This is a genomic window from Caballeronia sordidicola, from assembly GCF_000729995.1.
Lineage (GTDB): Bacteria > Pseudomonadota > Gammaproteobacteria > Burkholderiales > Burkholderiaceae > Caballeronia > Caballeronia sordidicola_A.
This window is the reverse complement of record NZ_JNFG01000023.1, coordinates 30691-56167: the sequence shown is the minus strand read 5'-3', so window position 1 is coordinate 56167 and position 25477 is coordinate 30691. Positions and strand designations below refer to the sequence as shown.

Here is a 25477-nt window from a genome sequence, read left to right as displayed (position 1 = left end):
CAGATCAACGGCGGGGTGCCAGTGCGTGATGCAATGAAAAGAGCGAGCGGTTTCTAACTAAACGGGGTTTACGTCGCAACGGGAGGTAGAACCGAAAGAGAAATATGTCTCTTGCTGCAATCCGTGATCGATTATTTCGAACTGCTTATTGAAATGCAGCCGTTGGGTAAACCACGTTTCGAACGGAGACTGCCCGCGGTATCTGCTACGAGGATCTGAGGCCTGGCATTTAACGATTGCCTCGAAAATGGCTGGGAAGACTATGAAACGAAGACTTGCATTAATGATGGCAGTCGCGGGTCTCGGCGCTTGCACTATGAGCGGGTCCCCAATAGACAGTCATCGTTACGAGGTTGCTTTAGATGTGGCTCGCGATGACGCAGCGATAGACTGCGTGGGGCAGGTGGCGTGCGACGCGATGTGGCAAAGGACTCGGGAATTCGTTACGCAGCACTCGGTGACGAACATTATTCGCGCGAACAAAACGGTCATCGAGACAGCGGAGCCGCATGAATCAGGTGTTCTTTATTTATGGGCGTCGCGCACCCTCATGGGCGACGGCACTGGCAGTTCGACGATTCGCGTAAAAGGCTTGTGCCGCGGGATGTACACGACCGACGGGAACCCCGCATGGATGTATGTCACATGCGCCGAACTGATTACGCATGCAGAAAGGGAGTTTCGTCAGTTTTCCGCTGGCGCTGATCCAGGGAAGGGCGCAGTGCCTGAGTAGGCAATCGGAAGGCGAGAGCGTACCGCAATGGATCGCGCGTTGATGTCCCACGATCAGTCGATCTCGATCGTGCACTGCTCGCTGGATCACTTGACCAAATCGTCCAGGCGCCGATCATCAATGCCGGCGGGCTCCAGATGAGCAACCACATCTGCCGCCTGGAATATCGATCTCACAGCGTCTTCCGCATGATCTCCAATGGTGTGGCCCTGTTCAACGGACATGGCGCCATCCACCTCAACGTGAAACTCCACGAACACACGGTCTCCGCCATTTCGGGTCCTGATGTCATGAACGCCCAGAACACCTTCGCAACCGAGCACAGCGGACCGGACCCGCTCCCGGTCAGACGTATCGAGTTCCCGATCGAGTAACTGATTCAACGCTTGCAGGGCCATGCCCCGCGCATTCCACAGCATGTAGCCGGAAATGGCTAGCGCGCCTATTGCGTCGGCCCGGTTCCAGGCAAGGAATCGTTCAAGTGCCAGCGCGACCAGCACGGCAATATTCACCGCAACGTCGGTGACGTAATGCGCCCGGTCCGCCGCGATTGCCGTGGACCCCGTGCGTTTGACGACATAGGTCTGCAATGCGACGAGCCCGCTTGCAGCAACCAGGCTGGCAATGATCACCCACAAGCCGAAGCCCATATCCGTGAGCGGTTGCGGGACGAACAGGCGCTGGACGGATTCAATCCCGAGTCCCACGGCCGCGCCCGTTAGCAACAACGCCTGCACCAGCGCGGCCACGGCTTCCGCTTTGCCATGTCCATAGCGATGACCCCGGTCGACAGGGCGCCCAGCGTACCGGACGCCCAGAAATGTGACGAAGGATGCGACGACATCGACCAGACCGTCGGCTGCAGAGGTGAGTAGCGAGATCGAGCCTGTGGCAAGCCATGCCCAGGCTTTGACGCCAACCAGGGTCAGGGCGACAACGAGCGCCACGATCGAGGCGAACCGGCGCAGCTTTTGATTCGACAGGTATCCGGACATGGGCACACGTCTCGCTTCGTAAGCCGTCATGCTACGACAGTCGCATGCAAGCGTTTAATATGCGCGGCTTGATCGGTGTGCAGGCGGGGAGCGTGTTTTGGCGTTTGATGGACGAGCGCGATCGATGAACCCGCTCGATGAACCAGCCTGATTAACTCATCGGTCATCGGCGGAGCGCTCAGTATCAATTCCAGGAACGACCAAAATCGGCTTTGACCCGTGCAACCCTTAGGCCTTGAAGCCAGCCTGAAACCGATTCACTCGCCACCCGGCTTGCTTGAATTCGGTGAAACGCCCGTGTTCAGGATTCTCAGATTACGGATCCGCCTGAAGCTAGGGTTGTCATGCAGCAAGCGGGCGGTGATGTGCGCTACTGCGGCTTCACCAAGCAGATAGTCCGGGACGCCCGAGACTGTGTGGTTGGTGACGTGCTGGTTGTAAGTTTCCGGCGATTCTGCCGAGCTATGGAAAAAATCGACTTCGTACGTTGCCAAATTGAACTCCAATGGTGTGATCAATCGTTAAGCAACCATTGACCGAATCAATTCTATCAAGAGCCGGCAATAAGCGGGCACGAGGGTTCGCAAAGTGAAATGTCGAATTTTTGCCGGGAGCGCTCGCGGCGGCATTCAATTTCTATACGGGCAATGAATGATTGGGTGCCTGCGCCAAAGCGAGCGCTCGAAGACGATCGCCAAGCGCACCGCTTAATTGATTCTTTAACGTTGTTTTGCGTGTTTTCATCGTTAATATGCCTCCGAAATGCGCGAACCAGTGCGTTTTGCCACTTCTGTGACTAACGCGTGACAAGCGCAAGAATGCGGTCTTTAAAAAGAATTGCCTTTAAGCGGCCGATTTGTGTTCCCCTAAAGAAGGCACCCACTGCGCCAGCATCAGTCGCGGGTGCCGGTCTTGCAGCGTCGCTGTATGACGGCCAAAGGAGAAGTCAGTAGAAATGAATCGCCAGATCGTTGAAGAGTTGCTAGCCGGGCACGGAGAAGGGAAGTTGGTTGTGAGCCATCGCATACACGGCACTGACTTCGAAGTCATGGTTTCACTGTTGCAAGCGTCGGGAAATACGTTTGTCCGGGATTATTGTGCCCGGGCGCCTATCCTCGCCGGGACAAACGGACTGAGCGATGCTGTCGGGCAGACCTTCAAGGCCGTACACACCGCCATTAATGGTGACCTGAAAGCCAAACCTGCCGGGATGTCGTTGTTCAAGTTTGTCTCCGATCCGGCCAGGCGGGATGTGTTCGTCCGCCCATTCGACTAAAGAGCTAAAGAGCCGCCACGTTTCATCGGGCGTTGCCGTTCATATAAAGGGGAATCCCTGCGGGGAGTCCCCGCAGGGATTCCCGCGTCCCGCCACCCGAGCCCGTGGCGATCCCCTCCGTGAGCCGGTGAACACCGAGCGCACGGCGCGGCAGCCGCGTTAGCTCGCGGTAGCTTTCACCGCTTCAAACGCTCGCGTCGACTTTGACGTGCGATGTTCAGGGGACGCGTTGGCGCTCGCCGCAAGCGCTCGCTTCCCCGACTCCACTCCCCACGCCAGCCACGCAGCTTCGCGCACCATGCCGACAGTTCGCCAGTCTGCAATTTTGGACAATGATGGCCTTTTCCCGTTCTTATTTACCGCTCAAACCTGGATCGCTTTTGCGGGCGTTCGCACGATGGAAGAGCGCATCTCGCCGCTTGCCTCAAGAGCCCGCACTGCGTGCCGAACTGTTCAGCGCGGACCAGATGGAACTGCACGGGGTGCGGCTTGCGGGGCAGCATCGGTTAAGTACGGGTGCAGGGCTGGATCATCTGCTGCCACGCCTCACGAATAATGAAGCCACGCTGCTAAGTGCGTACGAACGCCTCACGAAAGCCACGCTCAACAGCTATAGGGTCACCCCCGCAGCGGAGTGGCTGCTCGACAATTACTACCTGATCGCGGAGCAGATTCGTATTGCGCGGCACCATCTTCCTAAGGGTTATAGCCGCGAATTACCGCGTCTGGCCGATGGACCGTCTCACGAATTGCCGCGCGTGTACGGCATTGCGCTGGAGACAATCTCGCACGGCGACGGCCGCGTCAATGTCGAAAGTCTCACCCGCTTTATCACTGCCTATCAGACCGCCACGCCGCTCACCCTCGGCGAACTCTGGGCGATTCCCATCATGTTGCGGCTCGCATTGATCGAGAATCTGCGCCGCGTGGCAAGTCGCGTGACGACCGATCTCGACGATCGCAATCTTGCCGGGTATTGGGCCGACCGGATGACCGAGACGGCTGGGCAAGACCCGAAAAGCGTGGTGCTGACGGTTGCCGACATGGCACGCTCGAACCCGCCGATGGCCAGTTCCTTCGTGGCCGAGCTCGCGCGACGTCTGCAAGGCCAGAGCGCAACGCTGGCACTGCCGCTGACGTGGATCGAACAATTGTTATCGGAGTCGGGCCTGAGCATCGACCGGATGGTGCAACTGGAGGCGCAGCAGCAGGCAGCAGACCAGGTGTCGATCAGCAACAGCATCAGCAGCCTGCGCTTGCTCTCCGCGACCGACTGGCGCGATTTCGTCGAAAGCACGAGCATCGTGGAACAGATCCTGAGCGAAGATCCTGCCAATATTTACCGGGCAATGGATTTCGCCACGCGCGACCGTTACCGGCACAGCGTAGAACGGCTCGCGCGCGCGAGCCGGCGCCCGGAAGAAACGGTGGCGCGCGCCGCGATCGACCTGGCGAAGGGAGCGGTTGAATCGGACACGGGCCGCGGTGTTGAACATCACGTCGGGTTCTATCTCTTGCGCGATGGTGTCGGCGGGCTTGAACGGCACGTCGAGGCGAAGGTGAATGCGCTCGAAGCGTGGCGGCGCATCTTGCGCCGTGCGCCGTTGCCCATCTACCTGGCACTGGCGGCGCTGATCACGATCCTGTTCGGGTGGCCCTTCCTCGATGCAGCGCGTCATCACGGATGGCAGGGCGGTTTGCTGACCGTGCTCGCCGTGCCGGTGCTGCTGATGACCAGCCGCGTTGCTATCGACTTCGTCAACTGGTTCGTCACGCTGACGGTGCAGCCCGACTGGCTGCCACGCCTCGACTTCAGCAAGGGGATTCCGGCGCAGATGCGCACCCTCGTCGTGATCCCGTCGCTGATCGGCAACGCGCAAGACGTCGAGGATCTGGCGGAGGGGCTGGAAGTACGCTTCCTGGCGAATCGCGATCCGCATCTGCATTTCAGCCTGCTGACCGACTTCATGGATTCGGCTTCCGAGAGCCGCGACGAAGACGCCGCACTGATGTTGCGCGCACGGCTGAGCATTGAAGCCTTGAATGAAAAATATCCGGACACCCAGGGTGACCGTTTCTTCCTGTTTCATCGCCCGCGACGCTGGAACGCCATCGAAAAAATCTGGATGGGGCATGAGCGAAAGCGCGGCAAGATCGCCGAACTCGATGCGCTGCTGCGTGGCACGGGGAGCGATCGTTTCTCGTTGATCGTGGGGGACATTGCGGCGTTGCCACGCGTGCGATACGTCATTACGCTCGATACGGACACCCAGCTCCCGCGTGACGCAGCCAGCCAGTTTATTGGCGCGATCGCGCATCCGCTGAATGCAGCAGTCTATGACGCGGACAAGCAGCGCGTGAGCTCGGGCCATGCGATTCTTCAGCCGCGCGTGGGGATCAGTCTTCCGAGCACGGCGCGCTCGGCGTATGCGCAGCTGTTCGGTGGCGATGCCGGTATCGATCCCTACACCCGCGCCGCTTCGGACGTCTATCAGGACCTGTTCCACGAAGGGTCGTTCATCGGCAAGGGGATCTACGAACTCGATGCGTTCGAGCAGGCCGTGGAGGGGCGTTTTCCTGACAACCGGATCCTGAGCCATGACCTCATAGAAGGCTGCTACGCACGAGCGGGCCTGCTGAGTGATGTGTATCTGTACGAGGAGTATCCGGCCCGCTACAGCGCCGACGTCAACCGGCGGCACCGGTGGATTCGCGGTGACTGGCAATTGCTGCCGTGGATCTTTCCGTGGGCGCCCACTGAACATGGCGGCCTGGCGCGTAATCCTCTTTCCTTGCTGTCGCGCTGGAAACTGTTCGACAACCTGCGCCGTAGCGCCTCGCCCGTCGCTGGTCTCGCCATGGTGTTGATGGGGTGGATAAGCGGATGGCAGCCTGTCGCATGGACCATCGGCGTGGTGGCATTGACATTCAGCATGCCGCTGGCCGCCAGCCTGATCGAGCTCCTCCAGAAGCCGCACGACATGCCGCTGCGCCGGCACGTGGCGTTGACCGCACAATCGGCCGGCCGTCATCTGGCGCGCACAATGCTCGCTCTTGCATGGCTGCCTCACGAGGCGCACTACAGTCTGGATGCCATCGTGCGCACGCTCTGGCGCATCGTGTTCAGCAAGCGCAAGTTGCTGCAATGGAACGCATCCCGTGAAGTGGAGCGGGTCGCAACCAACGATCCGAAGTCGCTGTACCGGCAGATGTGGATTGGCCCGCTGCTCGGTGCCGGTCTGGTCCTGTCGTTCATCAGGACACCGGGAACTCTGGTGGTGCTCGCGCCGTTCGCGTTGCTGTGGATTCTGTCTCCGCTGCTTGCCTGGTGGATCAGCCGTCCTCCCGTCCAGAACCGGGGCGCCCTGGCTGCCGCCGAGACGCGTTTTCTGCGCGGACTTGCCCGCAAGACGTGGGCCTTTTTCGACGACTATGTCGGACCACAAGACCACTGGCTGCCGCCCGACAATATCCAGGAAGTACCCACTACGGGCGCAATGACCGTGGCGCGCCGTACGTCTCCTACCAACATGGGCATGGGCCTGCTCGCGCACCTCGCGGCTTTCGATTTTGGTTATCTGAGCGCAGGGCGAATGCTCGCGCGCATCGGCGAGACGCTCGCGACCATGGATGGCCTCGAGCGTTATCGCAATCATTTCTTCAACTGGTACGACACGGGTACATTGCAGACGCTTGCACCGCGTTATGTATCCACGGTCGATAGCGGCAATCTTGCCGGCCATCTGATGACGTTGAGCCGCGGGCTGCTGGAGGTGGCGGACGAGCCGGTATTCAGTCCGCGCATGTTCGCCGGTCTCGCCGATACGCTCGACGCTTATCGCGCGGCGGCACACGTAGCAGAGTTTGATCTCCAGGCATTTGCGCCCTTCGAGGCTCAGTTGAAAGCAGCGTCGGCAAGCCCGCCGCGCACTTCGGCCGAAGCAGTTGCAGCCATGCATGAGGTATTGGCCCTGGCCGCAACGCTCGCGCACGAGATCAAAGGTCCCGCGGATAGCGATCTTTTCTTCTGGTCAAAAGCGCTGTCGGCGCAATGCCGTGACATCGCCGGCGAGCTTGACCGTTTCGACCTGCCGCCAGCCGCCGATGCGCTTCCAGGTTTGCCGACGTTCCGGCAGCTTGCGCAGCTCGACGTGAACCTGTGGCCCGAGTCGGCCACGGCACGCGCCATCGAAGTACGCAGCGCAGCGATCGATCGCATCGCGCAAGTCAACCGGCTGGCAGAACTCTCCGGCGATATGGCGATGATGGATTTCAGGTTCCTCTATGATATCAACCGCGAGTTGTTGAGCATTGGCTACAACGTGGACGAGCGGCGTCTGGATGCCGGTTTCTACGACCTGCTCGCGTCCGAGGCGCGCTTGACCAACTTCGTGGCGATCGCGCAGGGCCAGTTACCGCAAGAGAGCTGGTTCACACTGGGACGTTTGCTCACGAGTACCGGAGGCGTCCCGGTCCTGCTCTCGTGGACCGGTTCGATGTTCGAATACCTGATGCCCATGCTGGTCATGCCGAGCTATGAAGGCACCTTGCTCGACCAGACCTGCCGCGCAGCGGTTGCCCGGCAGATCGAGTACGGTCATCAACTGGGCGTGCCATGGGGGGTGTCCGAGTCGGGCTACAACGTGCTCGACGCCCAGTTGAACTACCAGTACCGCGCGTTCGGCGTTCCAGGTCTCGGCCTGAAGCGCGGACTCGGTGACGACGTTGTCATCGCGCCCTACGCCACTGCGCTCGCGTTGATGGTGACCCCGGAAGCCGCTTGCCGTAACTTGCAGCGTCTGGCAACAACGGGAGCAGCCGGTCGCTACGGTCTGTACGAAGCTATCGACCATACTCAGGCACGCGTGCCGCGCGGCCAGACCTCGGTGGTGATCCAGTCGTACATGGCGCATCACCAGGGCATGAGCCTGTTGTCGATGGCGAGCTGCCTGCTCGGGCAACCGATGCAACGCCGCTTCGAATCCGACCCGCAGTTCAAGGCCACGACCCTGCTGCTGCAGGAGCGTATTCCGAAGACCGCAACCGAATATCTGCCGACCCCGGGCCTGCCTGCCGTCGATGCGGCCGCGCTCATTGCGGAGACCAAGCTGCGGATCTTCACCGACCCCGACCGCCCGAGGCCTTCCGTGCAACTGCTGTCGAACGGCCGCTATCACGTGATGGTCAGTAGCGCCGGCGGCGGCTACAGCCTGTGCGGTGATCTATCGGTGACACGCTGGCGCGAGGACATCACGTCCGACAACTGGGGCATGTTCTGTTATCTGCGCGACGTGGCAAGCGGCGAGTTCTGGTCGAGCGCACATCAGCCGACACTCAGGCGTCCCGATCTCTACGAAGCCATTTTCTCTGACGCGCGCGCCGAGTTCCGCGTGCGTGAACGCGACTTCGACTCGCATACCGAGATCGTGGTGTCGCCGGAAGACGATATCGAGTTGCGACGCCTTCGCATCACGAATCGCGCACGGGTGCGGCGCACGATTGAACTGACGAGCTATGGCGAGGTGGTGCTCGCGCCCGCCGCGGCCGACGCGGCGCATCGCGCCTTCAGCAACCTGTTCGTGCAGACCGAACTGCTGGAGCCGTTGCAAGCCATCCTGTGCACGCGACGGGCTCGTTCGAGCAAGGAAGCGGTGCCGTGGATGTGTCATCTGCTCGCGGCGCACGGAGTGGACATCGACGCGATTTCCTACGAGACCGACCGGGCGCGTTTTATCGGCCGGGGAAGGACCGTGGTTCATCCCGCCGCGATGGATGACGGCTCCGACACCCAGGGCCGGCTCTCGAACAGCGCCGGGTCGGTGCTGGACCCCATCGTTTCAATTCGCTGCCGGATTACGCTCAACCCGGGGCAGACGGCGACGATCGATTTCGTGACAGGCATCAGCGACAGCCGCGACGGCTGCCTGCACCTGATCAACAAATACCGCGACCGGCAACTCGCCGACCGTGTCTTCGACCTGGCCTGGACGCATAGCCAGGTGTCGCTGCGGCAGATGAACGCCACGGTGTCCGATGCGCGGCTCTACGAGCAGATGGCGGCATCGATCATCTACGCAAACGCGTCGTTGCGTGCCGAGGCTGGCGTGCTGGTCGCCAACCGGCGTAACCAGTCCGGCTTGTGGGGCCAGTCGATCTCGGGTGACCTGCCTATCGTGCTGCTGCAGATCACCGACATGGCTAACATCGAGCTGGTCCGGCAGATGGTGCAGGCGCATGCCTACTGGCGCCAGAAAGGGCTCGCCGTCGACCTGGTCATCTGGAACGAGGACCACGCCGGCTATCGCCAGAACCTGCAGGACCTGATCATGGGCCTGATCGCCTCCGGCACGGAAGCGAACCTGATAGATCGGCCTGGTGGAATTTTTGTTCGGCCTGCGCAGCAATTGTCACGCGAGGACCGTGACCTGATGCAGGCGGTGGCACGCATTATTGTCGCCGACACGCGGGGCAGCCTGGCCGAGCAAGTCGAGCGCCGGCGCCCGGATACGATCGCCGTTCCTTTCGAACCGGTGAGCGACTATATTGCCAGCCGGTTGCCCGGGGTGCATGCACGGACGCGGGCAGACGCGTTGATTCTGCAGAACGCATATGGCGGTTTTTCAGCCGACGGCACCGAGTACGTCATCAAGCTGGAGCCGGGTCACACGACCCCCGCGCCATGGGCCAACGTGCTTGCGAACCCGGGCTTCGGCACGGTCGTCTCGGAGAGCGGAGGGGCCTATACATGGAGCGAGAACGCCCACGAATTCAGACTGACTCCGTGGGCTAACGATCCGGTCGGCGACACGAGCGGCGAAGCCTTATACCTGCGCGACGAGGAGAGTGGACACTATTGGTCGCCCACGCCGTTGCCCCGGCGCGGCAACGGCACGTACACGACTCGCCACGGCTTCGGCTACAGCGTGTTCGAGCATGAGGAAGATGGCATCCGTTCAGAGCTGTGGATGTATGTCGCGCTACACGCACCCGTCAAATTTTCGGTGCTCAAGATCCGCAACGTGTCGGGACGCGCACGACGCCTTTCAGCCACCGGCTACGTCGAGTGGACGCTTGGCGAACTGCGCGAGAAATCCGCCATGCATATCGTCACCGAGGCCGATCCGCTTAGCGGAGCGCTCTTTTCCCGCAACGATTATTCGATGGAGTTCGGTGGCCGCGTCGCGTTCTTCGCAGTTGACGACACGGTGGCGGGCTTCACCTGCGACCGCCGTGAATTTATCGGTCGCAACGGCAGCCTGCGGGCGCCCGCTGCCATGCGCCAGGCGCGTCTGTCAGGACACGCGGGTGCCGGACTCGACCCGTGTGCGGCGCTCAAGGCGGACTTCGATCTGGCCGATGGTGACACTCACGAGGTCGTTTTCCGGATGGGCGCGGCGCATGACGCACTGTCCGCGCGCGGCATCGCGAAAGAGTTTCGCGGCGCGGTTGCCGCGGCCAACGCGCTCGATGCGGTGCGCAAGCACTGGCAGGCGACGCTAGGGCAGGTGCAGGTCAGGACGCCCGAGCCGGCGGTCGACGTGCTCGTGAACGGCTGGCTGATGTATCAGGTCATAGCCTGCCGGTTCTGGGCACGCAGCGGTTATTACCAGTCCGGCGGCGCGTTCGGCTTTCGGGACCAGTTGCAGGATTCCATGGCGATGATCCATGCCACGCCGCAACTTGCCCGCGAGCATCTCCTGCTGTGCGCCGCTCACCAGTTTCCAGAGGGCGATGTGCAGCACTGGTGGCATCCGCCGCTCGGTCGCGGCGTACGTACCGATTGCTCCGATGACTACCTGTGGCTCGCCGTGGCAACGAGCCGCTACGTGTGCATCACTGGCGACATGAGCGTGCTCGATGAGCGGATCGGTTACATCGAAGGGCGGCCGGTCAATCCGGGCGAGGACTCTTATTACGATTTGCCGGGACGCTCGGCGCTGGTCGAAACACTTTACGAACATTGTGTGCGGGCGATTGAACACGGTCTGACGCAGGGTGCGCATGGGCTGCCGCTGATCGGCTGCGGTGACTGGAATGACGGCATGAATCGCGTGGGGGCGCAGGGTCGCGGTGAAAGCGTGTGGCTTGGTTTCTTCCTCTACGACGTCCTACTAAGATTCGCTGAAACGGCAAAGGCTCACGATGACACCGCCTTCGCCGGCCGTTGCCACGACCACGCGGTCTTGCTGCAAACCAACCTTGAAGCGCATGGCTGGGATGGCGAGTGGTATAGGCGGGCGTATTTCGACGATGGCACGCCGCTCGGATCCGCCGGCAATGAAGAGTGCAGAATTGATTCGATCGCGCAAAGCTGGTCCGTGCTGTCGGGAGCAGGTTCGGACGAACGACAGCTGGAGGCGATGGCTTCGCTCGATCGCTACCTCGTCAAACGTGACGCCGGGCTGATCCAGCTTCTCGATCCTCCATTCGATCGATCAGCCGTCGATCCAGGTTATATCAAGGGATACGTCCCGGGCGTACGCGAAAACGGCGGTCAATACACGCACGCAGCAATCTGGGCGACGATGGCGTTCGCCGCGCTGGGCGACCGTGAGCGTGCCTGGGAACTGCTGCGGATGATCAACCCTGTCCTTCACGGCAACAACGCTCGCTCGATCGAACAATACAAGGTCGAACCGTATGTGATGACAGCCGATGTATATGGCGTAAGCCCGCATGCGGGCAGGGGCGGGTGGAGCTGGTACACAGGTTCGGCAGCCTGGATGTACCGGCTGCTGGTTGAGTCGTTGCTTGGGCTGCGGGTCAGGGGCGACCGCTTGAGTGTCACACCGTTGCTGCCGGCCGACTGGCAGTCGTTTGAGTTGAGCTACCGCTTCGGCAAGACGCTGTTTCGTATTTCAGTCGACCAGTCCTCGGGTGATGGTGTGCAGCGTCTCGTTCTCGATGGCGTGTTGCAATCGAACGCAGAGGTGCGCTTGATCGACGATGGGCGCGAGCACAGCGTCGAGATCGGGATGCCACGGGTCGCGAGTGCGGTTTCGCTGACCCTTGCGTAACGATTCGCCTGATGCTTCGCGTGAAGGAGGTCCTGGGCGCTCAAACGCGCCGGGAATGTCCCTCTCGAGATCAAAGAGTACATTACGTCATTCAGGCAACGAGTTTGTTTTGCGTATCCGATACGTCGAACTTCCGGCCTCACGCAACGGGTACAACAGCACCCGTGCCAATGGTCTTTCGCCAGAACGGCACACCCGCCTGGCAACCCACAGAGAAAAATGATGGATCTTCGAACCGTTAAAGAAATCGCGAAACTGAAGGCTCAGGTCGGGCCGTTGCAAAGGCAATTCGCCGAGCGGTTGAACGCAGCCGTCGCCCAGGCCAAAAGCACGGCGGTCGCCGAATTCAAGAACCACTTTACGAAAAGCGGGTTCACGGCGGCAGGTGAGGCGAAACGATATACAGCGACTTATGAGGGCATGCAATTTTTTCTGGAGATTGCAGAGACACGGGGAACGCTCTCGCTTTGCGAGTTCCATCTGGTGCCTCCCGCGTTGCTCAACGAAGCCAAGCTGACCGTGCACATGATTCGCAAAGGTCCGCCTTCGTCTGCACGGCCGGTGGCTGCGGAAGAGGCAAGCTTGCTTTTGGATGCGGAGCGGAACCTGGCCGATGCCCGGGCAGCGCTTTCGTTGGCGGCGCCGGAGTTTTGCTTCATGGTCGTCGAAGAGGAAAATGCGGAAGTGCCGACGGTAGACGTAGTGCTCGAAAACAGGCCTGTATTCGATACATTCGGTGAGTTTCTGGTGAGCGTTTATCCGCAATAAATGCGTTGCCTGCCGCGACCCGGATTCGCCAAAGCAGAGATTGAGACCGCGGACGCTGGCGCATCTGGAGGGGCAGGTTGCCGGAGAACACGCGGGTGAACACTGGCCTCCCTATGATCAACCGGTGTCGCGAGCTTGACCTTCAGTCCCGAAGGCGCGGACCGGCCGCAAGCGCTCCCCGGTCCTTGCCCATCCCGCGTTTCAGATCCCCGCGACCCGATGAGGCAGGTACGGCGCTTCCAGTGTCGCAATTTCATCGGCGGTAAGGTTCAGCGACAATGCCGCGACGGCGTCAGTCAGATGATTCGGTTTCGACGCGCCGATGATCGGCGCCGTCACCGGGCTCTTCTGCGCGACCCAGGCCAGCGCCACCACGGCACGCGATACCCCGCGCGCCGCGGCAACGCTTGCTACCGCGTCGATCACTTTGCGATCGGCATCGAGTGTCGCTTTGTAGAGGATTTCGCCGTAATTGTCCGTGTTCTGCCGCTCGGTGGTTTCGTTCCAGTCGCGCGTGAGTCGGCCGCGCGCGAGCGGACTCCACGGAATCACGGCTTTACCTTGATCCGCGCATAGCGGCAACATCTCGCGCTCCTCCTCGCGATACAGCAAGTTCACGTGATTCTGCATGCTGGCGAACTCGACCCAGCCATGCTGCCGCGACACGTGCAGCGCCTTATAAAACTGCCATGCGTGCATGGACGACGCGCCGATATACCGCACCTTCCCCATCTTGACTAGGTCGTGCAGTGCTTCGAGCGTTTCCTCGATAGGCACGGTGTGATCCCATCGATGTATCTGATACAGGTCGACGTAATCGGTGCCAAGGCGCCGCAGGCTGTTATCGATTTCAGCGAAGATCGCCTTGCGTGACAATCCCGCGCCGTTTGGTCCGGGACGCATGCGATTGAAGACCTTGGTGGCGATCACGATCTCATCGCGGTGCGCGAATTCCTTTAGCGCACGGCCAACAATTTCCTCCGATGTCCCATCGGAATAGACGTTGGCGGTATCGAAGAAATTGATGCCGGCGTCCAGCGCCTGCCTGATCAGCGGACGACTTTTGTCTTCGTCGAGCGTCCAGGTGTGATTGCCGCGATCGGGCGTGCCGTAGGTCATGCAGCCGAGACAGAGTGGCGAAACATCGAGGCCAGTCGAACCGAATTTTCGATAATTCATCGCAGATAACTCCCTATGAACGGGTTGGTCTTGCATCGCGGACATATTCTTTCATCACTCCGCCGCAACCTTGCCAAGCATGGCGATGTGGCGGGTTTCCGTGACATCGTTCGCCGGAAACATGGATTCAATACGCAGTTCCTGCGCGGCGACGGTCTGCGGGGTTCCTACTGTGGTGACCATGGAAAAATAACTCAGCACTTCGTCGTCTTTGACGAAGCTCATGGGTATGACGGGCAGGGAGCGCGTAGCATCCGTGGCGCTCACGGACCGAGGGGATTTCCAGCCGGGTTGGACATCAGGATAAGCGAGCAGCTCCGCAAGCAATACCCGGGTTTTGTCGTCAATGACGTGTCCGACGGATTCACGATAAACACGCTGGATCAGGCTTTTCGCCACGTCTTCCCAATTGGCAATAAACGGGCGCATGCCCGCCGGGTCGAACATGAGATGCAGCATGTTACGAGGGCTCTTACGCGCAGACAGGTTGATGAAACTATTGAAGAATCGCGGCGCAGATTCATTGGTCATGAGCACGTTCCAATAGCGATCCATTACCACCGCCGGAAAGGGTTCATGCTGACGCAAGATGCGCGCTAGCGCACTGGTCACACTCTGCATTTCGAGCGCGTCCCACGCGCTTTCCTGATAGATGGGAGCGTAGCCGGCTGCCAGTAATAATGTATTGCGTTCACGAAGAGGAACGTCAAGCGCCTGGGCAATATCCATTAACATCTGGCGGCTCGGAACGCTGCGCCCGCTTTCGATAAAGCTGACGTGCCGTTGCGACACGCCCGCATCAAGAGATAACTCAAACTGACTTCTGCCGCGTATGTCGCGCCATTGGCGCAGCAGCAAACCGAGCTCGTTGGCAGGCGGCTTGGTGTTGAGGCGCGCAGAATTCATGAGTCTTTCATCCGCAAGAGGGTTCAGGTGATCGTGAATGATCGACCGGGCGGCGCGTTAGACCGTCGCCAGCGTTCGCGGTCTGCTCGATCCAGCAACGAAGAATACTCTTAACTCATCAAGTCGACCGGCCGCCGCCCAGTTGAGTCGGCGGTCGCAGCGACGACAGTATTCGCGCATGGTTCGACGCGAACCATGCGCGATCGTCACCGCTCAGTGGCGGTTCCTCGTCATGCAGGCGTCCATGCCTGAGCTTTAAAGCGCTCTTCAACCGGCGTACCCGCCATGTTTGTCGTAGTGGCGGCCATGGTGGACACACCAATGCTGGTGATGACCTCGAAGATCTGAAGCGGTGAATATCCCGCGGAAGTGAAGCTTTCGATATCTTCCTCAGCTACATTGCCTCGCTTTTCGATCAGGGCTCGGGTCAGGCCGGACAGCGCCGCGTACTTCGGGTCGTCCGGCAATCTTCCCTCGCGGATCGCCTTGACGTCGGACTCCCTCATGCCGTCCTCGAGCGCAAACGTGGAGTGAGCCGCAACGGTCCACGGACACTTGATCGTGACCGCGTTGGTGAGCAGCAGAACCTGCTTCTCGCATTCGTCGAGGCTTCCGCCATGAAAACTTGCGAAGCTGCCGGCAAACCCGTTGAGGAGAACGGGGTTTCCTGCCATGGTTGCCATCACGTTTGGTAAAAATCCGAACTTCTGTTCCAGCGCATGCAGGGTTGGTTTGGAATTTTCCGGCGCCGATTCGATTGTGTGAAGTGTAAAGCTATGCATTCCTAATTTCTTTCCATTGATTGGACGAAACTGTGTGCGTATCTCCATGCGATGCTTTTTAAAGCGCTGATACCGCAAGCAGATGACTACATCTTAGCGATCGCACGAATACGTTCAATTACCTCGGATGTAATGAGGACGGGTCTACGCCCGCGGTAAGCCAGCGGCGCGAAGTTTTTCGAAGGGGGGTAAAGCAGGAATAAAGCAGGTACCGTGAAGAAAACCGGGAACGGCGGTCGCGTTCCCGGTGAAGTCCAATGCAGGGCTAGTCGCTTGACTACTCCTTAGGTTGCTCCAGAGACGACTTCAATTCCTTGGCCGCCTCTTCAATTCGCTTCGTCACAATGGCATACGCTTCGGTCTGGGCCTGCTGCGTTTTCTGAGCGATTTCCTGCATATCGGCAAGTGCCTGATGCAGTGCCTTTTGAACGACTTCGGTCGGATTGGACGAAGCTTTGGCCGGCGTGGTGGCGTACTGCTGCGCAATGCCCTGGAAGTCGTTGAGGGCCCGGCGCAGGATCTCGATCTGTTTATCTCGAAGTGCTTCCATACCGCCGAATGCGACGCGGTTCGCGGCCGCCAGGGCTTCGACGTCTTTTCTGCGGGCATCCAGAATTGCCTGCACGTCGAATCCCGGAAGTTTGTACTGTTGGAACATCGCGGAAAACTGACTGAACGGGTCGCTGTACTCGGGCTTCGTCATGTGCCTCTCCCTAAGATATGTTCACGTTCGCGGAAACGCCGACGCTCCTCAGGCGAAGAGGGTAGCGCCCAACGCTCTTTCGATAGTACAGGCTAACGATCTTTACTGAATCCAAGGGAAAACGCGCACAGGACGACGGTCTCGCGCTTAGCTGACTGTCAGAAAGGATCCGGCGGCAGATCTGTTCGGCGCGGCCTTGGCCAATCTCAAGCTTGGTAGCGTCATGCACCGCAAGCGGGAACGCGCCCGCGCCGCTGTCGTTTCGGGCAGCGCGTCTTGCTGCCTCGGGCGCAACCCATGATTCGCTTGAATGCCCGGCTGAAGGCGGTTTCAGAGTCGTATCCAACAAAGTTCGCCAATTCCGCCAGGGATGAAGCCGTTTCTCGCAGCCGCGGGAGCGCCGCCTGCATTTTCCACCGCGCGGCGTAGTGCATCCCCGGTTCGCCAACGAGCCCGTGACGCGCACGGAGAACGCCGAGCGTGGCGTGCCTATCGCCGGGCATCCTGCCCCATGGCTTCCTTTCGACGACGAAACTGTAAGGCGAGTCTAAGGCTCAGCTAAGGTCCAAAAAATGCTCAAGTAACGCTTACGCAGTCTCGTTACGCGCGTTACACAAAACGACCATTTCTCGTCGACGGATACGCAAGGTAACTTTTGGTTTCACCTGTCGCGAATTGGCGCCGCTAGGATCGCGTCAAGACGGGAAATTCGGTTGATCGGGTTTCCCGTTAGTTTCCGCTTGCCGCGCATGTGCCGTGTTGTCATGGGTTCGCCCCGTTCGTCCACTCATTCGACTCGCCTGTCTGTCGCGAACCGATTGGTGAGTGCCAAAGGCCGTCAAGACTAAAGATGCAAAGAGGGTCTACCGGAGAGCCCCTTACAAAATGGACAGCGCACATCGCACGCTTCTATACGTTGGAGGTAAGCCAAACGAATCGCTATTAAGGCGCCTCAGTGACCGCGCCTGGCTTGTCGTGCCGGCCATGGGTCATCACACAGAAGCAAAGTTGGCGCATGCGCCCATGGCTGGGTTGCTCGATCTGACAGACGGTATCCACGAGCGCCGGATCGCAAGGGTCGAACAGCTCTCGCAATCCGTGCTGGTGGCATGGGTTGCGCTGGTATCGCAGGAGACGCGAAAGTGGACGGCCGTTCGAGACGTCATCGCAACCCATTGCTTCGATTTCGTAACGCTGCCGACATCGTATGAGCGGATCGTGAACATAGCTGGGCGGGCGATTGGTATGGAGGTTCTTCGTACAGAGGTAGAAACGCCTGACCTCAAGGATGCGTTACGCCACGGAGTGATCGGTTCATCCGACGCCATGCTGGAACTTCATCGGACCATTCGAAAGGTGGCCGCGACCGATGCAACCGTGTTCATTTCGGGCGAGTCAGGAACCGGCAAGGAGTTGACTTCGCAGATGATTCACGCGCAATCGGCGCGCCGCGATATGCCTTTCGTGGCGGTGAACTGCGGCGCCATTCCCCCTGATCTGCTGCATTCCGAACTGTTCGGCTACGAACGCGGAGCCTTCACAGGGGCCACGCAGCGCAAGATAGGGCGAGTCGAGCAGGCGCATGGCGGAACGTTGTTCCTCGACGAAATTGGCGACCTGCCGCATGAGAGTCAGGCCGCGTTGCTGCGCTTTATCCAGGAACGCAAGATTGAACGCCTGGGCGGCCTTGAGTCTATCGATGTGGACGTACGGGTGATCGCGGCAACGCATCAGGACATGCAAGCCGCCGTGCAGCAGGGCAGGTTTAGGGCAGATCTTTTTTTCCGGCTTTGCGTGCTTGAGGTCAGGGAGCCGCCCCTTCGCGTGAGAGGGAAAGACATCACCGAGCTTGCAATGCACGCACTTGAACGGTTTAGAGACGAACGCGCGCGCAAGATACATGGCTTCGCTCCCGACGCCATTGCAGCATTGCATAACTACGGCTGGCCCGGGAACGTTCGGGAACTGATCAATCGTGTCCGTCGCGCGATTGTTTTTTCCGAAGGCAAGTTCATCACCGCGGATGACCTTGAACTGGCGGAGCAGGTTTCGCTCGCGCCGGACTCGCTTCGCGAAGCACGGGCTTCGGCAGACAGAAGGGCGGTCGAGGTCGCGCTATTTGTGCATAAAGGCCGGGTTGTCGATGCCGCTCGCAGCCTTGACATCTCGCGCGTGCATCTGCATCGGCTGATGCAGGAGCTTGGAATACCTACGCGTGCAGTCGCTGATGAAGCGCACGATTCGATCGATGCCGGTGACCATGAGTAAAGGATAACGGATAAAGGATCCTGATGCGGACGATGAACCCATGAATGTAAGTGATGGAGAATCCTATGCGCTTGCTTGAGTCGGTTGACTACACCGCATGGAGCACCTGCGAGCGATGCGGGAACACCTATTCCGGTGGTGCGCAAGAATGCAGCCGATGCGGCGAAAAACCGGCCATCATGCAGCGCCTGGCGAATTTATCTTCCCCTTCTATCGCGAAGAAAGGTGGTTCGCGCGACGTATCGCGCCGCACGCGTTCACGGGGCGCGTATCCCGGACTGGTGGACACCGCACCGCTTTCCGATAATTCCGATAACGCAGCGAAACGGCGCGCAGCACGCATCGCTTTTGCGTGCGCCGTTGGTGCGGGTGCGCTGGTTGCTTATGCAGTTACCAAACCCTACTTGGCGGGTACCGGCTTCGCTCCGCCAATCGACAGGACACACTTACCAGCGACCGGGCCGCGGGTCCAGGGAGGACCGGTGGTAACACTGGGACAGGGCAATAGCGTTTTACCGGCGCAGCCCTCTCTCTTGAATGGTCACCAGAAAGCAGCAGGCGATGAAACCGCGCGAACACCGCAGTCCGATGTCAGCGCGTTTTATCGCGCGCTGCAGGGCGGGAATCTGTCGGTGGCGCGCCGAAGTCTCGCCGGGATATCGGTGAGAAGTGAAGGTAGCGGTCAGTTAGAACAGATGCGCACCGAACTCGCCAGCCGCGAACATACACGCGACACATTGCTGCATCACGCGTGGCATTGCCATGCGATTGGTGACTGGCAGTGCGTTGCCGACAATGCGACGCAAGCGTACGCGATCGACGCCTCGAGCTGGGAAGCAAAACATCTTGTTTCCCGGGCGGCAAAAGAAAGAAACCGGCAAGGCTGACGATGAATAGGGCCTGCCTGCGTTCAGCGGATGCGACGGATCAAAGGTTCGGCTCAAGCAAGCCCGGCTAACGGGCGCCCCGCATGATGTTAGCCAGAGCATCTTTCACCTCGTCGATCAGGGCCGGCCAACCCGCCTCGCGCTGGCGAAATAGATACATGTCGTTGGGGTACCAGGGTGACCCGGTCCCCGTCCGATGCCAGCGCCAGTCGACTCCTGTCTGCGGCAACATCAACCAGCACGCAACGCCCAGTGCACCGGCCACGTGAGCGATTGCTGTATCGACGCAGATGACAAGATTGAGGTGCGCGATGATGGCCGCGGTATCGCCAAAATCGCGAATCTCCCGGCCCAGGCATCGAGCGGGTTGCAGCACTTTGCATTCGTCAGCCTGCATTTCGGCATCTCCGACTTGCAAGCTGATAAAGCGAATTCCATTGACGGACCACAGCGGCGCCAGATCGGAGAAATGGCTTAACGACCGTTGCGCATCGTTGTCGTGGTCAGCATTGCCTTTCCAAACCAACCCCACACGCAAACCGTCGCCGGGTAAGCGTGCTTGCCACATCTCGACGCGGTTGGTGAATACACCGACATAGGGAATCTTCGCCGGGATCGACTCGACTGTCGTACCCATGCGTAAGGGCAGGCTCATCAGCGAAGCCCAGTAATCGTGAACTTGAAGCGCCTGAGGGTCGGTGACCAGTGCATCGATCCCTTCCACCGTGCGCAGAAGAGGCGCAAGTGCCGGTTTGCAGATCACCGATATTTTTTCCGCACCACGCGCTTTAAGCAGCGGCACGTAACGGATGAATTGTACGGTGTCGCCATATCCTTGCTCCGGCAAGAGCAACAGGGTCTTGCCGCTCAGGTCCTCGCCATTCCATTGAGGGAAGGGCAACTGCCCGTGCTCTCCAAACACTTCCGATCGCGCTTCGTAGTATTGCCAGCCTTCCGCATAACGCCCGGCGGACAGAAGAAGCATCCCCAGGTTGAAACGTGCTTCGGCAAAATCCGGCTTCAGTTCGAGCGCACGGCGGTATTCGATCTCTGCCTGTTCATACTGATGAAGTCGTTCGAGCGTGCCTGCGCGGTTATTCCTGATCTCCGCGGAATCCGGCATCTGTTCGAGCGCGCGGCAATAGTGTGCTTCGGCTTCACTGAAACGCCCGCATTGCCGCAAGAGGTTCGCCAGGTTGTTGTGAGCCAGACCATTGCGATCATCCCTGTCAAGCACGCTGCGGTAGGCGTGTTCTGCCGCCGTCAGGTCGCCTTGTTGCCAGGCTTGCCATGCTGACTCTATAAGCCGCTGGTCCGTGTGTCCGCGCTCGGAGAGGGTTTTCCGGTTCATGGGGCTGTCTTGTCCGCAGCAGACATTGGCAAGCGTCTCAGTTCTTGTGTCAGGCGCGGCTTACAAAACGTTAACCACGGGCGGCTGAGGACATCGGATAAAGCATGGCGCGCATTGCGTGTGGAACGGGAATTGAACAATATTTTATAACGACGGGAATAGCGGGGTGGATAAGTGTGTTCGTCCCATTGCAAACCGCAAACTTCCTTGGAAATAAAAATGAAACTCCGCCGCACTACGTTATTTTTGTCGATCATTGCCAGTGCGTTCATTTCAGTTGGCGCCATGGCTCAACAGACTCAACCCGCCAAAGGTCCCGTCAAGAACATTGTGCTCGTCCACGGAGCGTTTGTTGGCGGTTCGGGCTGGAGACCTGTCTACGATATCCTTACCAAGGATGGTTATAACGTGACTCTGGTGCAGGAACCGTTGACGTCGTTTGCGGATGACGTTACTGCCACAAAACGTATTCTCGACCGTCAGGACGGCCCGGCCATTTTAGTCGGCCATAGCTATGGTGGTGCGATCATCACGTCGGCTGGAAACGATCCCCATGTAGCGGGTTTGGTCTACATTGCGGCTCATGCCCTGGATACTGGTGAGACTGAAGTTGGCAACGGCAAGAAGTTTCCAAATTCCGCACACCCGCTCGTGAAGACACCGGACGGTTTCCTGTTCCTCGATCCGACCAACTACGCTGGCGACTTCGCCGCGGACCTGCCGCTGAAGCAAGCTCAGTTTGAAGCCCGTGCACAGATGCCGACTTCGGCTTCGGTTTTCTCAACTGCCATGACTGATCCGGCATGGAAGGTAAAACCTAGCTGGTACATGGTCGCCAAATCGGACAAGATCATCAATCCCGACCTGGAACGGATGTACGCAGCCCGTGCCCATAGCCATACAGTCGAGATTGCCGGCGCGAGTCACTCGGTGTATGAATCGCATCCCAAGGAAGTAGCGGCCTTGATTGAACAAGCTGCCGAGCATGCGCAGGATTAAACGTAATTCTTAAATTGAAGGGTGGTGCAGGGCATGGATCGCTGGACAGTTCGTTTCTATATAGATAGGAATGCTGATATTTTAATGTAATCTTATTTCCCCGCGATCCAGTCCCTGCAGTCGTTTGATACTTTCGCTAAGCGCCGCTTAAATACTGGTTTCCCGTTCCAGCCACGAGCAGAAGGCAGTCACAAGCGCGTCCGTTTCCTTAGCCTCGGGCACATAGGTACAGTAACTGCGGGCGGGAAGAAGCGGGCCGGCGAATGGTGCGACAAGGCGGCCGCATGCCAGATCATCTGCTATCAGGGCGGTGGGTCCCATCGCCACGCCTATGCCGTCGAGTGCGGCTTGCAGTGTGAGATAGAAATGGTCGAGCGTTAGTGTCGTGGCTGGTTTGAGATCGGCAACGCCCGCTTTGGTGAGCCAGTCGCTCCATAACCTTGGGAGACTTGATGTATGCAGGAGCGTGTGATGGGTCAGGTCGCTCGGCGATTTAAGCGGCAGTTGATCGAGCAATGCGGGGCTGCAGACTGGCAGACGTTCCTCCGACAGGAAAGGGCGCATTGAATAACCGTAGAACGTATCGGGGCCGCCGCGAATGATGATGTCGAAGGCGTCTTGCAGGGCTTCCACGGGCTCATTTGACGTTTCCAGGTTCACCTCGACGCCGGGATGTAGCTTCTGAAAACCTGCGAGCCTTGGAACGAGCCAGCGCAATGCAAACGTGGCGGGTCCGTTCACTCGCAGCACGCGCGGCGATACACCGCCAACATAGCCATACCTTGCGGTCGCGGCGGCGACCTGTTCGAACGCGGGCCCGATTTCGGCGAGATAGGCGCGGGCTGCCGGCGTCAGGACGACACGCCGATTGTGCCGTTCAAACAAAGGTGCGCCGAGCCACTCCTCGAGCAGACGGACATGCTGGCTCACGGCGCCGTGAGTCACGTGTAATTCGGTTGCGGCTGCCTTGAAGCTGCCCAAGCGGGCAGCAGCTTCGAAGGCGCGTAGCGCGTTGAGTGGAGGTAGGGGATGCTGCATTCAGGTCAGATTTGCTAACACAAAGGCGGGATTTTCCAGTTTTTCGGTGGGTGTCAAGAGAGATATATTCGCTGGAAAAGCTTTCTGACGCAATCGGTTTGTCTGCGAGGTTCGTCACGCGTCCATATATGGTGGATGGTTTTACGCGGATAGCGTGGGGTGAACGTTGGGCAGGTTCACTCACCGGTGATGAAGCATAGGGGTATCTGTATTCGGAGAAGGAGGGCTTCACGCATCCGTGACTCTGACGTGACGGTAGCAGCGAAGCACAAAGCCAATCATCTTGCGATGTCCACCACCGCGCCGGTTACCGAGGCAGGTTTGCCTGCTTGAGAAAAGACAGAGCCACAGAATTAGGGTGATCGCGGTCCTCGAACGCCACCCCGTTGCAGTTGCCAGGAAAGCCCGCATCGAGGGTCAACATGGGCTGCACTGCACTCTCAAAGTCGACGAAAATGTATCGTCCCAGACAGCGATCATCACTTGCTCACGTTTAAGTCCACTGGCTTTCCGAGCGGCAACAGGAATCGGTCAACAACATGCCCTTGCTCGATGCTTACGTTAAAGTTGCGCGCCTTGACCTGGGCAAGCGCCTTGCCATCGACAAAAACGTGAGTGAGGTAGTCCGAGCGTTTGAGCAATGAAAACGCCTGTGCCTTGAACGTCGCCGCGTACCAGGCGTTGAGCGGGCCGGACTTGGGCATGCCTGAAAAATCGCCGACCAGCGAAAACGGAAAGCCTTGTCACACCGCCATCAAGAAACCTTGCCCTTCCAAATCAACTTGCGGCACGATGCGCCAATGACCTATTCATTTTTATCGCACTATCGGGTGCAACATCGTTCGGGGATGCGCAATGCGCTTTAAGTTATTAGCGGGCGTGTTGCCGCTCGGCCGCGGTGCCGCGCTGCGCGATCTCCTGGCCGGCGTGACACTCGCGTCAATGGATATCCCGCAAGTGCTGGGTTACGCCCGCATAGCGGGAATGCCGGCCGTGACCGGTCTTTACACGGCATTTTTGCCGCTTCTCGCATTCGCACTCTTCGGTGCATCCCGCCATCTGGTCGTGGCCGCGGACTCCGCGACGGCCACCATTTTCGCAAGCCACCTGTCGACCATGGCCAAGGCCGGAAGCGCGCAATATATGGCGCTTGCAGGGGTCGTTGCGCTGCTGACGGCCGGGATGCTGCTGCTCGCGCGGATCTTCAAGCTCGGATTCCTGGCCGATTTCCTGTCACGCACGGTCTTGCTCGGTTTCCTGGCAGGCGTGGGCGTTCAGGTCGGTGTCGCGATGCTGGGCGACATGCTCGGCGTGTCCACGGGGTCGTCGCGCACGCTTGTACAGATCGAATCGATCGCGCTCAATCTCGCTCGAGTTTCGCTTCCAACGCTGGGTATATCGGTGGCAGTCGTGGGCTGCATTCTCGTGTTCAAGCGCTTGCTGCCGCGTCTTCCAGTTGCCATGTTCGCCGTAATCGGCGGCATTGCGGCAAGTTATCTCTACAACTTCGCCGGGCACGGAATTTCGGTCGTGGGACCGGTTGCCGGGGGACTGCCCGCACCAGGCTTCCCGCTTGCCACCTGGGAACAAACACTGGAGTTGGTACCCGTGGCCGCCTCGTGCTTCGTGATGATCATTGCGCAGAGCGTCGCGGCGGGCCGGGTGTTTGCGGAGCGTTATCACGAACCCGTGGACGCTGATGCAGACATCCTGGGGATAGCCGCAGCGAACGCAGTCGCGGCGTTAAGCGGGGCGTTCGTAGTCAACGGCAGTCCTACTCAGACCGCCATGGCGGATCGCGCGGGGGCACGCAGCCAGTTCGCGCAAGTGGTTTTTGCGGTCGTGGTCGGTGTGGTGCTGCTGTTCTTCAGCAAGTGGCTGCAGTATCTTCCGCACTGCGTGCTGGCGGGCATTGTGTTCACGATCGCGATCGGGTTGATCAACGTGAAGAGCCTATACGCCATCCGCCGTGAAAGCCCCGGTGAGCTCACGCTGGCGCTTGTCACGGCACTGGCGGTGGTGGTGATCGGTGTTGAGGACGGGATACTGCTGGCGGTCGCGTTGTCGTTGCTGCGCCATGTGCGTCACAGCTATCATCCGCACACCATGATGCTTGCGCCTACTCCGGCGGCGGGCGGACGCTGGGCGCCCGTGCCTGTCACGCCGGGCATCGATACTGCTCCCGGGTTGATCGTCTATCGCTTTGGCGCCGACCTGTTTTTCGCCAACGATCATTTTTTCGTCGATGACGTGCGCCGCCTGCTCGACCGCGCACCCACGCCCGTGCATTGGTTTATTGTCGACGCCGGCGCTATCACGGACCTCGATTTTTCGGCGGCCCGAACACTCGCTGAATTCTGCGAGGGCCTGAAGCAGCGCGGCGTCAACGTGCTGTTTGCACGCGCCAACCAGTATCTGCGAGCCGATATGGACCGTCACGGGATCACCACGGTGCTGGGAGAATCGCACATCTTCGAGACGCTGCATCAGGCGCTGGTCGCAGCCGGATTCGATCCGTCTGCAGCATCGAGCACTCATTGAATCTGCATTGAACATGCCCTCGGGGTGGGGCATG

Annotated in this window: 18 protein-coding genes; 7 read left to right on the top strand and 11 right to left on the bottom strand. The window is 59.6% G+C overall.

Features of this window, described 5'->3' with window-relative positions:
- Nucleotides 1-819 precede the first annotated feature (819 nt).
- Nucleotides 820-1728: a cation diffusion facilitator family transporter gene (locus tag FH08_RS0122705; protein WP_031360553.1), complete on the bottom strand. Its 909-nt coding sequence runs from the start codon at nucleotides 1726-1728 to the stop codon at nucleotides 820-822.
- Between the two features lie 257 nt (nucleotides 1729-1985).
- Complete coding sequence (locus FH08_RS0122695; protein WP_031360552.1) at nucleotides 1986-2222, bottom strand: hypothetical protein; 237 nt, start codon at nucleotides 2220-2222, stop codon at nucleotides 1986-1988.
- Nucleotides 2223-2683: 461 nt separating this feature from the next.
- Between FH08_RS0122695 and FH08_RS0122690 the strand changes: the two genes are divergently transcribed.
- Nucleotides 2684-3004 carry a hypothetical protein gene (locus FH08_RS0122690; protein WP_031360551.1) on the top strand — a complete coding sequence of 107 codons (321 nt, stop codon included), beginning with the start codon at nucleotides 2684-2686 and terminating at the stop codon, nucleotides 3002-3004.
- Nucleotides 3005-3163: 159 nt separating this feature from the next.
- On the opposite strand, the gene FH08_RS53485 is transcribed toward FH08_RS0122690, so the two are convergent.
- A complete protein-coding gene (locus FH08_RS53485) occupies nucleotides 3164-3337 on the bottom strand; it encodes a hypothetical protein (RefSeq protein WP_235210468.1) in 174 nt (57 codons plus the stop codon).
- Between the two features lie 86 nt (nucleotides 3338-3423).
- On the opposite strand from FH08_RS53485, the gene FH08_RS0122680 reads away from it, so the two are divergent.
- Nucleotides 3424-12021: a GH36-type glycosyl hydrolase domain-containing protein gene (locus FH08_RS0122680; protein ID WP_235210467.1), complete on the top strand. Its 8598-nt coding sequence runs from the start codon at nucleotides 3424-3426 to the stop codon at nucleotides 12019-12021.
- 219 nt (nucleotides 12022-12240) lie between these two features.
- Nucleotides 12241-12789 (top strand): hypothetical protein, encoded by a 549-nt coding sequence (locus FH08_RS0122675; protein ID WP_031360549.1) that lies wholly within the window; start codon nucleotides 12241-12243, stop codon nucleotides 12787-12789.
- Nucleotides 12790-12990: 201 nt separating this feature from the next.
- On the opposite strand, the gene FH08_RS0122670 is transcribed toward FH08_RS0122675, so the two are convergent.
- The 5 genes from FH08_RS0122670 to FH08_RS0122650 form a co-directional block, all read right to left on the bottom strand.
- A complete protein-coding gene (locus tag FH08_RS0122670; protein ID WP_031360548.1) occupies nucleotides 12991-13968 on the bottom strand; it encodes an aldo/keto reductase in 978 nt (325 codons plus the stop codon).
- Between the two features lie 54 nt (nucleotides 13969-14022).
- Nucleotides 14023-14874, bottom strand: coding sequence for a helix-turn-helix domain-containing protein (locus FH08_RS0122665; protein ID WP_031360547.1), 852 nt, complete (start codon nucleotides 14872-14874; stop codon nucleotides 14023-14025).
- Between the two features lie 230 nt (nucleotides 14875-15104).
- Complete coding sequence (locus FH08_RS0122660) at nucleotides 15105-15704, bottom strand: carboxymuconolactone decarboxylase family protein (protein ID WP_235210466.1); 600 nt, start codon at nucleotides 15702-15704, stop codon at nucleotides 15105-15107.
- A 229-nt stretch (nucleotides 15705-15933) separates the two neighbouring features.
- Nucleotides 15934-16359 carry a phasin family protein gene (locus tag FH08_RS0122655; RefSeq protein WP_031360545.1) on the bottom strand — a complete coding sequence of 142 codons (426 nt, stop codon included), beginning with the start codon at nucleotides 16357-16359 and terminating at the stop codon, nucleotides 15934-15936.
- A gap of 221 nt (nucleotides 16360-16580) precedes the next feature.
- Entirely contained in the window at nucleotides 16581-16862 is a 282-nt protein-coding gene (locus FH08_RS0122650; RefSeq protein WP_031360544.1) for a helix-turn-helix domain-containing protein, read from the bottom strand.
- A 382-nt stretch (nucleotides 16863-17244) separates the two neighbouring features.
- Here FH08_RS0122650 and FH08_RS0122645 point away from each other — a divergent pair, with 382 nt between their 5' ends.
- Together FH08_RS0122645 and FH08_RS0122640 are read left to right on the top strand one after the other, a co-directional pair.
- A complete protein-coding gene (locus FH08_RS0122645; protein WP_031360543.1) occupies nucleotides 17245-18627 on the top strand; it encodes a sigma-54 dependent transcriptional regulator in 1383 nt (460 codons plus the stop codon).
- A 65-nt stretch (nucleotides 18628-18692) separates the two neighbouring features.
- Nucleotides 18693-19514, top strand: a complete 822-nt coding sequence (locus FH08_RS0122640; protein WP_031360542.1) for a hypothetical protein — start codon at nucleotides 18693-18695, stop codon at nucleotides 19512-19514.
- 67 nt (nucleotides 19515-19581) lie between these two features.
- Here the strand turns inward: FH08_RS0122640 and FH08_RS0122635 are convergent, their stop codons facing one another.
- Nucleotides 19582-20865: a tetratricopeptide repeat protein gene (locus tag FH08_RS0122635; RefSeq protein ID WP_051888450.1), complete on the bottom strand. Its 1284-nt coding sequence runs from the start codon at nucleotides 20863-20865 to the stop codon at nucleotides 19582-19584.
- Between the two features lie 219 nt (nucleotides 20866-21084).
- Here FH08_RS0122635 and FH08_RS0122630 point away from each other — a divergent pair, with 219 nt between their 5' ends.
- Nucleotides 21085-21864: an alpha/beta hydrolase gene (locus FH08_RS0122630; RefSeq protein WP_031360540.1), complete on the top strand. Its 780-nt coding sequence runs from the start codon at nucleotides 21085-21087 to the stop codon at nucleotides 21862-21864.
- 147 nt (nucleotides 21865-22011) lie between these two features.
- Here FH08_RS0122630 and gcvA read toward each other — a convergent pair whose 3' ends face one another.
- Both gcvA and FH08_RS0122620 read right to left on the bottom strand, forming a co-directional pair.
- A complete protein-coding gene (gene gcvA / locus FH08_RS0122625; protein WP_031360539.1) occupies nucleotides 22012-22902 on the bottom strand; it encodes a transcriptional regulator GcvA in 891 nt (296 codons plus the stop codon).
- A 479-nt stretch (nucleotides 22903-23381) separates the two neighbouring features.
- Nucleotides 23382-23606 (bottom strand): DUF1007 family protein, encoded by a 225-nt coding sequence (locus FH08_RS0122620; RefSeq protein ID WP_031360538.1) that lies wholly within the window; start codon nucleotides 23604-23606, stop codon nucleotides 23382-23384.
- Nucleotides 23607-23757: 151 nt separating this feature from the next.
- Between FH08_RS0122620 and FH08_RS0122615 the strand changes: the two genes are divergently transcribed.
- Entirely contained in the window at nucleotides 23758-25443 is a 1686-nt protein-coding gene (locus FH08_RS0122615; protein WP_031360537.1) for a SulP family inorganic anion transporter, read from the top strand.
- The last annotated feature ends 34 nt before the right edge of the window (nucleotides 25444-25477 follow it).